This window comes from Bacillus sp. AR2-1 (genome assembly GCF_008368755.1).
In the GTDB taxonomy this organism is placed as follows: domain Bacteria; phylum Bacillota; class Bacilli; order Bacillales; family Bacillaceae_G; genus Bacillus_A; species Bacillus_A wiedmannii.
In genome coordinates, this window is record NZ_QORY01000052.1 from 1 (window position 1) to 15,031 (window position 15,031).

Consider the following 15,031-nt stretch of genomic DNA (forward strand, 5'->3'; position numbering starts at 1 on the left):
CATCGAACAAGATCATAGACATATCAAGCGACGTTTTGTTAAATCCGCAGGATTTCAAAGTCTTCGCCAAGCTTCACGTACCTTGAAAGGAATCGAAACGATTCATGCTATATACAAACAAAAGAGAAGTCACACTCCAGACTTCTCTTTTTCGACGTACAAGGAATTACAGGAGTTATTCAGAACCGCTTAAACTATAACTATATTTTGCAAACGAGTGTGTTTTTTTTCAAACTTTGCAACAGAACCTAGAGGTATCACTCAATATAACAAAAATGTAATGTTAATGAAATGTAATTCCACCGATACTAGTAATGAAATTATATAAAATGAAGGGGAGTTAAAGAATTTTTATAATGAAAAAGGAGAAGTATTAATGCGAAATATATTAAGTGTAGAAAAAATTGAAAAATATTATGGTAATAAAGATAATGTAACAAAGGCTATAGATAATATTAGTTTTAAGGTAGATGAGGGAGAATTTGTTGGGATAATGGGGCCCTCAGGAAGTGGCAAAACTACATTACTTAACTGTATATCAACGATTGATCATGTTACTACGGGAAAAGTAATCATCAATAACAGTGACATTACTCGGTTAAAATCAAAATCACTAGATAAGTTTAGAAAAAATGAATTAGGGTTTGTATTTCAAGACTTTAATTTATTAGATACTCTTACTGCTTATGAAAATATTGCCCTAGCTTTAACTATAAAAGGTGAGGAAAGTTCAAAAATTGATGGCAAAATACAAGCAGTTGCAAAATATTTAGAAATTGAACAAGTATTAAGCAAATATCCTTATCAAATATCAGGTGGACAAAAACAAAGGGTTGCTTCGGCAAGAGCTATCGTAACAGAGCCATCTTTAGTACTCGCAGATGAACCAACAGGATCGTTAGATTCTAAATCGGCTAGATTATTACTCGAAAGATTTGAAAGTCTAAATAAGGATTTGAAAGCTACTATACTTATGGTTACTCATGATGCGTTTACAGCAAGCTATGCCCGTAGAATTCTTTTTATTAAAGATGGAAAAATATTTACCGAGTTGGTCAGAGGGAATGATTCCAGAAAAGAATTCTTTACTAAAATTATCGAAGTTATAACCCTTCTTGGAGGTGACGATAATAATGTACTCTAAGATTGCTATTGGGAATGTAAAGAAAAGTTTTAAAGATTATGCCATATATTTCTTAACACTAACACTGGCTGTTTGTATATTTTATAGCTTTAACTCCATAGAATCACAAAAGGCACTTGTGGAAATTAACGCTGCAGATAGAAAGTATGTGCCTACAGTAATGAACGCTATCTCAGATGTGTCAGTATTTGTATCCGTAATATTAGGTGGTTTAATATTGTATGCAAATAATTTCTTAATTAAAAAACGTAAAAAAGAATTAGGAATATATATGACTTTAGGTATGGGAAGAAGAAATATATCCAGAATATTAGTAACAGAGACATTTCTAGTTGGTATTATATCTTTAGTGAGTGGGCTTATAATAGGTATTGGAGTATCACAGGGATTATCTACATTTGCATTAAAGTTATTTGACTTGCCCATCAATAAATATAAATTTGCAATTTCAACAGGTGCTATAGGTAAAAGCGTATTATACTTTGGAATCATGTTTTTGCTTGTTATGTTATTTAATGTATATGTTGTTTCTAAATACAAAATAATTGATTTGTTAACAGCAGGTAAAAAAAACGAAGATGTAAAATTTAGAAATCCTCTTATCTATGTAATCATATTTATTATGTGTGTAGCATCACTTGGATATGCATATGTGACTGTACTAAAAATCGGATTGAATTATAATAATCCTATGCTCATGGTATCAATCATTCTTGGCATATTAGGTACATTGCTGTTTTTCTTTAGTTTATCTGGATTTATATTATATCTTGTAAAGAAGAATAAAAAAGTCTATTTTAAAGGGTTAAATATATTTATCATCAAACAAATAAATAGTAAGGTTAATACAAATTTTATATCCATGTCTGTAATATGTTTAATGTTATGCCTTACAATGGTGGTTTTATCTACAGGAATCAGCTTTAACAGAATAATGGACGAAAGAACGAAAGAAGCAACACCATTTGATGCCAGTATTAAATTGGAGAATAAGGATGAAAGTTACACTATAGAAGACGTATTAAATAAAGCTAATTTTAAAATAAGTAATAACGAAAAATATGTATCTTATAATGTATATCCAACAGGGATGGAAGTGGGGGACTTAGTACCAGAAGTACGTAAAGATTATAAAAAAAGTGGTATGGATTTCATTAAAGTATCTGATTATAATGAAATTTTAAATCTTAAAGGTGAAAAGGAAATCACTTTAAATAACAATGAAGTTTTACTTTTATCAAATGATAAGCGGTTGCTTAATTCGATAAATGAAAGATTAAAAAATAGCAATAAGGTGAATATTAAAGAAAAAGAATATCTTGTAAAATATAATAAAATTATACAAGAGAGTCTTTACACTTCTGATACGCAACCTTATTTCTTCACAATCGTTATAAATGATGAGTTTGTATCAGGCTACAAAATTACTGAATCCGTACTTAATGTAAATTATTTAGATGGAAATAGAGAAGAATATAATAAAAAATATGATAACGTTGCACGGGGCTTTTATAACGAAAATGGCCCGAAATTAAATATTATTCATATATCAGGCATATCTAAGGATGAAGTTCGAGCAGAAAGTAAGGGATTGAAAACTATTATACTGTTTATTGGGATATATATAGGTATTGTATTTTTAATAACGAGTATGGCTGTATTAGCTCTTCAACAATTATCAGAAGCCAGTGATAGCATAGATCGATATAAATCTTTGAAGAGAATTGGCTCAAACGGAACAATGATCGATAAAACGATTTTCATTCAAACTTTCGTATACTTTAGTCTTCCAGTTATTCTTGCCCTAATACATTCTGTAGTTGGAATTTATGTAGTCAATGATTTTATTAACGCATTTCAACAAATAGACATGATTTTACCAGCATTGATGACTGGCTTAGTATTTCTTGTAGTGTATGTAGGATATTTCTACACGACATATGTCGGTTATAAAAATATTGTAAAAAGTAATACTTAATTTTATAATGCTCATTAAGGCTATTACACCTTGTTTCTCAAGATGTAATAGCCTTATATTCTATATAGGAAGGGAAAAATCATGAAAAAAATCATTCTTATTGAAGATGATGAAATCATCAGAGAAGAATTACAAAATTTTTTTATAAAGTATGGATATGAAGTAAAGGCTCCCACAGATTTTAATCATATTATCGAATATATAGAAAGTGAGAATGCAGACCTTATATTACTAGACATAAATCTTCCTGTGTTCGATGGCTATTATATATGCAGAGAAATACGTAAAACTTCAGATGTTCCAATCTTCATGGTTACAAGTAGAGATAGTGATGTAGATGAACTGATAAGTATGAATTTGGGAGCAGATGATTTTATAACAAAGCCTTATAATACAGAAATACTATTAGCAAGAGTAACAAATATTTTAAGAAGAACATCTGGAGATTTCAAAACGAATCATATCTTAATCTATAGAGATTTTAATTTAAATCTTTCAAATGCAACAGTTACTTATCAAGACAAGTCTGTAGAATTAACTAAAAATGAAGTTAAAATACTCTCATGCTTAATAAATAATCGCGGAAATATTGTAAAAAGAGACTCACTCATAGAAACCTTATGGAAATCTGATTATTTTGTGGATGATAGCACCTTAACTGTTAATATAAATAGATTAAGAAAAAAGCTTGAAGAGCTAGGTATAGAAAATCCAATTGCAACAAGAAGAAGCTTAGGGTATATAATGCCATGAATTTAGGTGAATTTATTAAAGATAAAATAGTAGTAATACTATCTAATGTACTGGTATATATCATACTAGCAGGTATATTGCTAACTGCGCATGTTCCGTTCATTATCATATTCTTTGTCTTTTGTATTTGGTTTTTTCCATTGATTTCATATATGGTTATAGAATTTATAAAATGTAAAAATTATTATAATGAGATTAATGGCATCTTAGAAAACTTGGAGAAAAAATACCTACTACCAGAGGTAGTAAAGGAAGCAAACTTTATACATGGGGAAAAGCTTAACGCTATACTGAAAGTAGTAAGTAGAGATATGCATGAAAATGTAAAGTATTATAGAGACATACAGTTGGATTACAGAGAATATATAGAGACATGGGTGCATGAAATTAAGACACCAATAGCTTCTACAAAGCTAATAATTGAAAATAATCAAAATGAAGTAACTAATAAAATTGACTCTCAAATGGATCGAATCGAGGGGTTTGTAGAACAGGTTCTGTATTATTCTCGAAGTAATAATGTTAATAAAGACTATATTATCAAGCCAATCAACCTTGATAATGTAGTAAGGAATGTAATTAAAAGAAACTATAGAGATTTTATTCATAAGAGAATAAAATTAGATATACAGGATATTGATGAAATCGTATATAGTGATGGGAAATGGGTTGAATTTATTATTAATCAAATAATAGGAAATTCTATAAAGTACTCAAATAACAAAGAACAAATGATACGTATATACTCAATTAAGAAAACTAACTCAGTAATACTAACTATAGAGGATAATGGAGTAGGGATAGTAACTAAAGATGTAAATAGAGTTTTTGAGAAAGGATTTACTGGAGAGAATGGAAGAAGATTTAGCAAAAGTACAGGCATGGGTTTGTATCTATGCGAAAAACTATGCTCAAAATTAGGAATGAAAATTGGCATTGAATCTAAAGTGAATAAAGGAACTAGAGTTACATTAATATTTCCGTTGTCAGGTATGGTAACTTTTTAGCCTTGTTTATAAAAGAGATGCTGCCATCTTTCTACGAATTTCGTATGAAACTTATAAACAAATTTAAAACGGTATGAAAAGAGTAGAAATTCTCTTCATACCGTTTGTATTATTTAGCCATTTAACATATTGGTATATTTAATTGTGGATCGGATGGATGTTAATCTGGATTAGTCATTACTACTATTGATGTCCACTAATACTTTACGTAAGATTTGGTTCGGTTGCTACACAGACCTCGTAAGCGAGAAATTGTACACTATATAAAACAGTAAAATAAATATCCGATCCCTTAGCTTACAAGGAATCAGATATTTTGTGTCTAAATTGTGTCCAAACATACAATTTTCTTTTTTTGATATGGTAACCCCATCACCATCAAGTTAAGAAATGCAAATACCTCAAAACAAAAAAATGAGCATTTTGTTACAAGTTAGTACAAAATTTCGTTCTGAGGCACTATAAAATTTTAGCTTGAAGGGCATGTATGGTGAGGCCTAATAGTGAACATTTCAAGAGTGGCTATATATTCATATGACAAAATGCTGTAGAAGGCTTAAGAATTCTTAAGAACTTTTTCCCCTTTTTCTTAAGATTTGGACGCTAGTGTATAATTATGAATTCAAACCTGTGGGTGGATTAAGCATGAAAATAATTAACTTCCTTATTTCTGTATATAATGAACTATAAAAAGTTGGTGCAGCCCTTCCAATTTCAAGGTTTATTAGAGTCAAAATAATTTAAGGAATTAATTTGAAGAAAGCAAGATAGAAATGTTTCCCCTGCTTATGTCTTTAGTTGTTCAATACGAGAAAAAATGTGGAGGAATAATATGGATTCAAAAATTCTTATTGTCGATGATGATAAAGAGATTAGAAATCTTATCTCTGTTTATTTAGAAAATGAAGGTCTTAAAACTCAAAAGGCAGAAGATGCTATGGAAGCTTTAAAACTGTTAGAAGAAAAGGAGTTTGATTTGATTATTTTAGATATTATGATGCCTAATATGGATGGTATTGAAGCGTGTATGAAGATTAGGGAAGACCGCAATATACCTATCATCATGCTATCTGCAAAATCTGAGGATATAGACAAAATTCAGGGTCTAGCCTCTGGTGCAGACGATTATTTATCAAAACCGTTTAACCCATTAGAATTAATCGCTAGGGTAAAATCGCAATTAAGAAGGTTTAAAAAATATAATACGTCAATAGAAAATAATAAAAGCATTCTAGAAATTGGAGACTTAACCGTGAATACAGATACTCGTCAAGTATGGGTAAGGGGAAAGGAAACAAGGCTAACTCCAAAAGAATTTGATATTCTCGAACTACTTGCCCGTAACAAAGGGATTGTCCTGAGTGTAGCAAAAATATATGAAGCAGTTTGGAAAGAGGTTTTTTATAAATCAGACAATACCGTCATGGTGCATATTACAAAAATAAGAGACAAGATTGAAGAGGATTCTAAACATCCCATTTATATTAAAACTGTTTGGGGAATTGGGTACAAAATATGAAGAAAGTTAGTTTTAGAAATAAGATCATTATAAAACTTCTTGTTGCTGTTGCAGTTAGTTTTTTTATTTCGTTTGGTTTTACAATCCTCAATTTTCTATTCATAACATCAATAGAAAGAAATTACCACATTTTTAGTATGTTTGAATTCAATTTCGTAATGTTGTTCTTATTCGCGTTCGCAATCTTTACTTTTATCGTCATTTTTTTGATATTGGTTCGAAAGAAAATAGTATATTTGAAGCGCATTTCTGATAATGTGAATGATATTGCAAATGGAAAACTGGGTTTGACAATTGAGATTAAGGGGAAGGACGAATTGACCCAACTTGCTCAAAATATCAACTATATGTCCAAGGAATTGGAGGATACATTTGAACAGGAAAGACGATTAGAACGTACAAAAAATGAACTCATAACTAACGTATCTCATGACTTACGCACACCGTTGACATCTATTATTGGTTATATAGATTTATTAAAAAGAGGGCAATACGACAGTGAAACACAATTACAGGAATATCTCGAAACTACTTATTTAAAATCAAAGAGATTGAAATATTTAATTGATGAACTGTTTGAATATACCCGTTTATCAGGCATCGATGCTAAGTTAAACTTTAATGAAGTTGATTTATCAGGTTTGTTGGAGCAAATAGTTGGAGAATACATTCCTATATTTGAAAAGGAAAGTTTAATCGTTCAAAAATCAATAACGGAAGAAACAATACCTATTTTCATGGATGTAGAAAAAATGGTACGTGTATATGAAAATCTGTTTATGAATGCGATAAAGTACAGCATGAAACCATCCGAATTATCCGTATGTCTTGAACTAATAGGTAACAAAGCAATTTTGAAAGTATCAAATAAAGTCGAGAAGCCGTCTGTTAGCGACCCTAATAAATTGTTTGAAAGATTTTTCAGGGGTGATAAGGCAAGAAAAAATGATCAAGGAAATGGACTGGGACTTGCTATCTCAAAAAGAATTGTTGAACTTCATCATGGTAATATACATGCAGAATATAAAGAAGGTTGGATATCCTTTATTGTTGAACATCCAATCAAATAGATTGGCTTATGGAATTACAGGTTCCATAAGCTTTTTTTTATAAAACTTAAGAATTCTTAAGGATTTTACAGGGTGTTTCCTAATTTTTATAGTTTATCATGTATGTATTCAAAGCAATGAGGTGAGTGGAGAAATTAAAAATAAAATTTTCTTTACAGCTTTCAATTGGATACATCGTGACAGCCTTATAGAAAAGGTAGATGCAACATGACTATTTTGTTAGTAGCAAATATGAATAGCAGCTTATTTTAAAGAAATGAAAAAACAAACATAGGAGGATATATATGATAAAACCAGTTGTAGATGTAAAAAACATTCAAAAATTGTACGGTAAAAAAGGTGAGAATCAATCGCACGCGTTAAAAGGTGTATCATTCTTAATTCAAGAGGGGGAGTTTGTCGGTATTATGGGGCCATCTGGTTCTGGTAAAACAACATTATTAAATGTAATTTCAACGTTAGATAAAGCGACAGGCGGCGTTGTTGAAATTGCAGGAACGGATATTACGAAAATGAAGCAAGGTGAGCTTTCTGATTTCCGTTCGCAAAAATTAGGATTCATTTTCCAAGACTTTAACTTATTAGAGAATTTATCTATTTACGAAAATATTGCAATTCCACTTTCCCTTCAAGGTGTCCCATCACGAAATATTGGACAGAAAGTAGAAAAAGTAGCTGATATGTTAGGAATCTCAGCAATCCTTCAAAAGTATCCATCTGAAGTATCTGGTGGACAAAAGCAGCGTTCAGCAGCAGCTCGTGCGTTAGTGCATGAGCCAGCAATTATTTTAGGGGATGAGCCAACAGGAGCGCTTGATTCTAAAAATGCAACAAGTTTACTGGATGCGATGACAAACTTAAATAAAGAACAAGGTGTATCTATCATGATGGTTACGCATGATCCGTACAGTGCAAGTTACTGTCAGCGTATTTTATTCATTCAAGATGGTGAGCTATATAAAGAAATTTATCGCGGTGGTACACGTGAAGAGTTCTATAAAGAAATTTTAGACGTGCTTGCAAACATTGGCACACAAAAAGCGTAAGGAAGGAAGTTCAATCATGCTATTTAAGCTTTCCATGTCAGGCCTAAAAAGTAAGTTCCAAGATTACATTGTCTTACTTGTTGGCCTTATTGTCTCTATTTCAACTTTTTATATGTTTCAAACGCTAGCATCCAATAAAACGTTCCTTGAATCTAACTCTTCTATTAGGGATATTGTGTCTGTATTTAAAATTGGTTCCTTTTTGTTAGCGATTATCACATTTTTCTATATTTTATATGCAAACTCTTTCTTATCAGCTCTTCGCCAAAAAGAATTTGGTATGTATATGATGTTAGGAGCAAAAAAGCATAAAGTTACCTTACTTATGTTTATCGAAACAATCATATTAGGTGCCACATCTCTTTTGATTGGAATTACAATTGGTGTAGGACTTGCAGAAGGTATCGGTCAGTTATTAATGAAACAACTCGAGTTTACTGGTGAAGGTTATAAAGCATTTTATCTGCCATCTATCACTATTACTTGCGTCTTCTTCTTTGCACTATTTATATTATCAGCAATTATGAATAGTATTAAATTATCGCGTATTTCTGTATTACAACTTGTACATGCAGATGCACAAACAGAACGTGTCGCCGTAAAAGGAAAAATGACAGTTGTAGTTGCATTCCTTGGTATTATTTTAATAGGTATTGGTTATGCATCACTGATTTATATTTCTCATGCAAATTCGCTAATTGTTTTGGGATTAATGGCCGTTGGATTAATCACAGCAACCGTTGGTACTTACCTTATATTTGGATCACTTCTCCCAGTTATGATTAACAAGCTAAAGAGTAATAAAAAACATAGTGAAAAAGGGCTGAATGCTTTTACTTTTGCACAATTAAATTTCCGCATTAATGGTCTAACAAATGTGCTTGCAACAGTAGCAATCTTAGTGGCTCTTGGTGCTGGTGGAATTGCTTGTGGTATGGCATTTAAAAACAACATCCTAAAAATGACAGATCAAATGCGAATTTACGATTCAGTCATTCATAATCCAACAGCGGAAGAAAAGAAAATTTTGGGTGGTATCTTATTTCAAGAAAAACTTGAATATCATTACAAAGTTGATGATAGGTATGTTTATTATCTTAAAGAAGATTTAGAAAAAAATCGCCCTTTCTTGCAAGGTATGAAAATAGAAAAGGTTTCAGAGGGATTACCCATTGGTGCATTTTCAATAAAAAGGGTTAAAGGAGAGACCGACACAAAACAATGGATCCAGGCTTTCAGAACGATCCAGCCAAATTATTTATATCCTGATTTTGAAATGAAAATTGTAGATCAAAACATATACGATGGGTTGAAGGGTAAAGAAAGTACTGTTTTTATGGGGAAAACAGAAGATTTTGGATCATACATAAAAGAATGGAAAAAACTTGATGAATTACAGCTATCAAAATATAAAAATGTAAAGGCGGAAGAATTGGATAGTAAGTATCAAGCGTATATTGTGAGTCATGATTTTGCCAGCGGACTAATGTTTATGGGTTTTTTCGTTGGAGTTGCATTTTTAGCAATGATGGCAAGCTGCTTAATGTTTAAAATTCTATCCGGTGCATCCAAAGATAGTACACGTTATCAAATGCTTCGTAAAATCGGTGTTCGCCGGGAGATATTAATAAAATCGATTTATAAGGAGTTATTCTTTATATTTTTAGTCCCAGCAATTGTGGGTATTGTTCACGTATTAGTTGGTATGAACATGTTCAGCGTTCTTTTGGCTGATCCGTACTTTCGTATTTGGCTACCAATTATTATTTTCGTAGTGATTTACTCGATTTACTATTTGATTACAGTTCAATTGTACAAAGGAATTGTACTTCCGAAAGAAAATTAATGTAATGATATTATTTATACGGAATATCAACATAATCTGCCCCTATTTATTGAACATTCTAAATGGATTTGGAAATAATAAATGGGGTAGTGCCACATCGCCATCAAGCTAAGCTTATATAAGTTTAATTTCACGTGAAATTTTTTCGTTTTTCTAAAGACAAATGTAAGTTCTTTAAAGATTTGCATGCCAAATAAACCCTATCAGGTTTCAGTTTTTTGGATTACGCTACATGACTGTGAGACATAGAAAAGTTGTATACGACGCCTAAGATATCAAAGACTGTTTTCTTCTCATACCTATGGGATTTTCGTCCGTTTTTCTGTAAGAGATTAAACAGACGAAAGAGAATCTTTGTTAATTCTTGGGTGTCTTTTTGTAAAGATTGATAAATAAGTGGAAAATAATCTTTGATGATATAAATTGCTTTATATTCACTTAATTCTCGTTTCTTCTTGATGAGGAGTAATTGGCGCATTTGAAACATGGTGGAGGAACAAAGAAGGATACTTATTAATTGTCCGTATAAGTGACATTCTAGTCGTTCTAATTTTACAGAATTACAGTGATGAATACGAAAAAATGATTTCCATGTTTTAAAAATAAGTTCAATTTGCCAGCGTAAGGAGTAAAAATCGTATACTTGTTCCTTTGGTAGATATTCTAAAGGAATATTTGTAATGTAAAAGTTAATTGCACTAAGCCTCTTACTACGTTCTTTATAGGTAATTTGCTTCTTATGTTCTTTAGATGCTAAATTCTTTTGCCTACGTTTCATTTGTGTTTCAGTTAATTTGTACAGAATGAGTCTTGCAGGAAGTTTTTGATACATTCCAATATAAATTTCAGGAATTTCATATGTTTCACCTGACTGTAATTGGTCAATGAATTGCTCCATATCTAATTGGATGTACTCAGAGTGCTTTTTTATTGTTCCATTTTGAAAGTATTCAGGCTCATTATTCTTTTGATATATACGTGTATTGAGCTTTAATCTTGAAATAAAATAAGCATTACACTCTTCTATAGTATGTAAGTCTTTTAGGTCGAAGTATCCTAAATCACGTATACATATATCGTTCGGTTGAAGGGACGCTAAACAAGTAGAACCATACGTTTTATCATTGTGCTTTCCCGATCCTACATGAACATGAAGAAATTGACCACTTAGTAAATCATACTCTAGTTGAATTTTCACACCAGCATTTTGACCACTACCACCTGAACCTTGATATATAGAAGTGAATTTATCCGGAATTTGAAAATGTGTAGAATCCAATACACGAATACGTCGAAAATAGTTTGTATACAAAGTTGGAATCTTGTTAGAAGAACAAAATTGTTGGTGAAGTAAATGTGCTAAGAGTTGTTGTAAAAACTGAACAGCCTGAGAATTAAAACGTTGATTGAGTCCTTCTGGACTCATAGAAATGCCTGTGTTAGCTTCTAATCGACTACTTAATTGTACCAATGAAGTATGGGCAATATTTTGACTTAACCAAATACATAGAGCCACTAAATCTTGTGCGCGGTATTTACTTTTTCGTTTAACAAATCCTACATTTTTAGCTAATTGCTCTAAAGCATCAGGTGACATATATCGTTGCAATTCTTTAGAAAACAATTCTAATTCATCAGAAATCGATAAATTCATACTAAAACGCCATCCTTTCCTATGATTCTATAGAAAGAATAGCGTATTTTTTCATTTTAGGGGGAATTTTGTTTTATTAGCTTGATAGCGATGGGGTGGGACCCCTATAATCGTCGAAAATATAAAAATAAAGTTAATTTTAACGTATGCGTATTTTATTTCTATATATAATTTTATAAATATATTAAGCTAAAGGGTTTAAACTACTCCTAATTTCACTTCAATTTATAAAAGGCTAATCGTTAACAATTTAAAAAGGGGTTTAAAAAATTAGAGACATATAGTATCATTAGATTCCGGACCGAATGGTCCGGAATCATGTGTGAATATATTTAAAAGGAGAAATTTATGCAGAAAGAAAAATTAAAGATTCTAGGCAATTTAATTAGGGGGATAATAAAGTGAACTTTATAAAAACGAATAAAAAAGATCTTATTATGTTAGTAGTTTTTACAATGTTTGTAATACTTCAGATTGGCGTCCTCATATTAGTAGGAGTATCACTTTTAACTAATGTAAATTTAGTTGAATCAGAATTTGCCAATACTGCCGCCGCTTTTATTGTACCTGCTATTATAGGTATAAGTTTCTATAGAAAAGAAATTATTCAAAGTTTTTCTTATTTTAAAGAGAAAACAATTTTGAAAGTAGTAAGTATTCCTATGGTGGTTTTACTTACGGGAATTCTAGAAAAATTTGTTACGAAATTTCTAGTAAATACAGATCAGTCAGTGAATCAAGATGCCGTTAATCAAGCCGCTTCAGAGGTACCTTTTATATTTGCATTGATTTTAGTTGGTGTTGCAGGTCCAATAGTCGAGGAAATTATATTTCGTCATATATTAGTAAATAAATTTTCTAGTTATGTTGGTACTGCTATTGCATCAATCATTTCCATTCTAATTTTTACAGTTCTTCATTCACAAAACCTTTCCGATTTTGCTATTTATTTACCAGGCTCGGTGATATTTACTGTGGCTTATCTTATTTCTAAAAGATCCCTTGCATATATCATAGCAATACATGTGTTAAACAATGTCCTTAGTTTAATTCTGTAAGAAACTAGATTGCTTTCTGTCACCTTAAGGTTTTAGACTATTTTTTAAGTTAAAAACACGTTACTATTTTCTTATGTAAATAATGAAGACCTAGTTCTAATTTGTAACATTGAAGAAAAGAGTACAAGTGAACTAACTTCTCACTTAAAAGAAATATTCGATATTTCATATGTTGATTTTGAAGGTAAGAACATAAATAACGTAAAGAAAATAGCTATCGTTGCAGGTTGTGGCGACAAAGTAAGTTGGATGGTGGAAGCTGAAAAAAGAGGAGTTCAAGCCTATATCACTGGCGAAATCCATTGCCATATTGATAACGAATATGGTAAACAAAGATACAAACAAATGATGGATTATGTTTCTAATACTTCGATGTCTTTAATCGGCGTTTCCCATTCTGCATCAGAATATCTGGTCCATAAAACATTGATGAAGGAATGGTTTGAGAATAACTTTGATATTGGAACAGTTTTAATTCCACAGGAAAAATGGTGGTTATAAAGTTATTAAGTAATATTTAAAAGAGCTTGGGAATTCAAACTCTTTTTTTCGAATTTAGCTGAGAATTATATCGTGAAAACTAGATGTTTCAGTCTATGCATATTGCTGAAGTTTTAGGTCTAGCACCCCAAAAATGAAAAAAACAAGCGGAATTTTCATAAATAACTGTAAAAAAGTAAAATTCTCGTTATGGGGGTGTCTTAAAATCTTAGCTTGATGGGCATGTGGTGCTACCCCATTGCTATCAAGCTAAGCTCATACAACGTCAATTATAGTAGAGGTTGTTTCTTTTTTCTAAAGACTACATATAGGGAATTTAAAGATTTGCATACGAAATAAATCCTAATGGGTTTCATTTTTTTGCTTTAAGCCGCTTGATTATCAGACATGGTACAATTGTAAACGACACCTAATATATCAAAGACTGTTTTCTTCTCATAACGATGTGATTTTCGCCCGTTTTGCTGTAGAAGGTTGAACAGGCGAATTAGAATCTTTGATAGCTCTTGGGTGTCTTTCTGTATAGCTTGGAAAAGAAGAAGAAGCTTAGAATCCTTAATTTAAAAGGGTTCTAAGCTCTTTTTTTCGATTGCAAACAATTTGCAAACATAAAATTAATTTGGTGGATAATTAGTTATAATTTTATTTAAGTTATCAAGTAATGGTCGAAACTCGTTAAAATCAATGTTTTTATAGTTTTTAGAAACGTAATCTGCAAATATTGTTTTACCATAATGGATTTTGTCATTGAATTTTTTAGAATCTTTTTCAAATGATTTATTATTCAATTTAACATTTAGAGTACCCTTATCGAATAAATCTTCTATTTCACATTCTTTAAGCCCTTTTACTAATTGATGAGTAGTAAGGTAAAGATTAGATGTGATGTTAATAAAATTGTCATTTTTAAAAGAGGCTAGTTTAGTTTTATCGAGTTCAACTTGTGAAATTAATTTCTTTAATGGTTTATCTTTACTACTTAATTCATTATCTAATATAAATATAATAGGATTTTTAGGAGATACACCAAATTTTTTAAACTTTTCATTGTAGTTAGGGAAAGAGCCATTGTTTCTATTGGAATAAAATTCATAAATTTTATTCATAGTATCTGCTCCATCTAATTCAAGGTTAAAAAAGTATTTAAGTCTTTTTGTTCTATTTAAAAATGAAATTTTATATTGGAATGTTCCATCAGGATTTTTCTGGTTCTGTTGCAAAGTTTGAAAAAAACACACTCGTTTGCAAAATATAGTTATAGTTTAAGCGGTTCTGAATAACTCCTGTAATTCCTTGTACGTCGAAAAAGAGAAGTCTGGAGTGTGACTTCTCTTTTGTTTGTATATAGCATGAATCGTTTCGATTCCTTTCAAGGTACGTGAAGCTTGGCGAAGACTTTGAAATCCTGCGGATTTAACAAAACGTCGCTTGATATGTCTATGATCTTGTTCGATG

The 15,031-nt window shown here is 31.0% G+C and carries 13 protein-coding genes and 2 pseudogenes; 11 read left to right on the top strand and 4 right to left on the bottom strand.

The annotated features are described in order from the left end of the window. The 9 genes from DT250_RS31155 to DT250_RS31195 all read left to right on the top strand — a co-directional run. Window positions 1–193, top strand: a 193-nt coding sequence (locus DT250_RS31155) for a DDE-type integrase/transposase/recombinase (protein WP_149214372.1), incomplete at its 5' end; no start/stop codon positions are given. A gap of 183 nt (window positions 194–376) precedes the next feature. Beyond that, the gene (locus tag DT250_RS31160) at window positions 377–1,144 is read left to right on the top strand and encodes an ABC transporter ATP-binding protein (protein ID WP_149214373.1); all 768 of its coding nucleotides are present in this window, start codon (window positions 377–379) and stop codon (window positions 1,142–1,144) included. Continuing rightward, entirely contained in the window at window positions 1,134–3,122 is a 1,989-nt protein-coding gene (locus DT250_RS31165) for an FtsX-like permease family protein (protein ID WP_149214374.1), read from the top strand. The genes DT250_RS31160 and DT250_RS31165 overlap by 11 nt, the downstream gene beginning before the upstream one ends. Before the next feature lie 81 nt (window positions 3,123–3,203). Beyond that, a complete protein-coding gene (locus DT250_RS31170) occupies window positions 3,204–3,875 on the top strand; it encodes a response regulator transcription factor (protein ID WP_000720529.1) in 672 nt (223 codons plus the stop codon). Beyond that, window positions 3,872–4,882, top strand: a complete 1,011-nt coding sequence (locus tag DT250_RS31175) for a sensor histidine kinase (protein WP_149214375.1) — start codon at window positions 3,872–3,874, stop codon at window positions 4,880–4,882. The genes DT250_RS31170 and DT250_RS31175 overlap by 4 nt, the downstream gene beginning before the upstream one ends. An 832-nt stretch (window positions 4,883–5,714) precedes the next feature. After that, window positions 5,715–6,401, top strand: a complete 687-nt coding sequence (locus DT250_RS31180) for a response regulator transcription factor (protein ID WP_088610314.1) — start codon at window positions 5,715–5,717, stop codon at window positions 6,399–6,401. Then, window positions 6,398–7,471, top strand: coding sequence for a sensor histidine kinase (locus tag DT250_RS31185; RefSeq protein WP_149214380.1), 1,074 nt, complete (start codon window positions 6,398–6,400; stop codon window positions 7,469–7,471). The genes DT250_RS31180 and DT250_RS31185 overlap by 4 nt, the downstream gene beginning before the upstream one ends. Window positions 7,472–7,755: 284 nt before the next feature. Next, the gene (locus DT250_RS31190) at window positions 7,756–8,517 is read left to right on the top strand and encodes an ABC transporter ATP-binding protein (protein ID WP_149214376.1); all 762 of its coding nucleotides are present in this window, start codon (window positions 7,756–7,758) and stop codon (window positions 8,515–8,517) included. Window positions 8,518–8,533: 16 nt separating this feature from the next. Then, window positions 8,534–10,363 carry an FtsX-like permease family protein gene (locus DT250_RS31195; RefSeq protein WP_149214377.1) on the top strand — a complete coding sequence of 610 codons (1,830 nt, stop codon included), beginning with the start codon at window positions 8,534–8,536 and terminating at the stop codon, window positions 10,361–10,363. Between the two features lie 223 nt (window positions 10,364–10,586). Here DT250_RS31195 and DT250_RS31200 read toward each other — a convergent pair whose 3' ends face one another. Beyond that, a complete protein-coding gene (locus DT250_RS31200) occupies window positions 10,587–12,017 on the bottom strand; it encodes an IS4 family transposase (RefSeq protein WP_149214378.1) in 1,431 nt (476 codons plus the stop codon). 401 nt (window positions 12,018–12,418) lie between these two features. Here DT250_RS31200 and DT250_RS31205 point away from each other — a divergent pair, with 401 nt between their 5' ends. Both DT250_RS31205 and DT250_RS31210 read left to right on the top strand, forming a co-directional pair. After that, a complete protein-coding gene (locus DT250_RS31205; RefSeq protein ID WP_061663671.1) occupies window positions 12,419–13,075 on the top strand; it encodes a CPBP family intramembrane glutamic endopeptidase in 657 nt (218 codons plus the stop codon). 84 nt (window positions 13,076–13,159) lie between these two features. Then, window positions 13,160–13,576 (top strand): annotated as a pseudogene (locus DT250_RS31210) (Nif3-like dinuclear metal center hexameric protein); the annotation flags it as partial. A gap of 365 nt (window positions 13,577–13,941) precedes the next feature. Here the strand turns inward: DT250_RS31210 and DT250_RS31215 are convergent. The 3 genes and pseudogenes from DT250_RS31215 to DT250_RS31225 all read right to left on the bottom strand — a co-directional run. Continuing rightward, window positions 13,942–14,136 (bottom strand): annotated as a pseudogene (locus DT250_RS31215) (IS4 family transposase); the annotation flags it as partial. 54 nt (window positions 14,137–14,190) lie between these two features. Beyond that, window positions 14,191–14,682 carry a hypothetical protein gene (locus DT250_RS31220; RefSeq protein ID WP_179952887.1) on the bottom strand — a complete coding sequence of 164 codons (492 nt, stop codon included), beginning with the start codon at window positions 14,680–14,682 and terminating at the stop codon, window positions 14,191–14,193. Window positions 14,683–14,838: 156 nt separating this feature from the next. Further along, window positions 14,839–15,031: DDE-type integrase/transposase/recombinase (locus DT250_RS31225; protein ID WP_149214372.1), on the bottom strand; the 193-nt coding region annotated here is incomplete at its 5' end.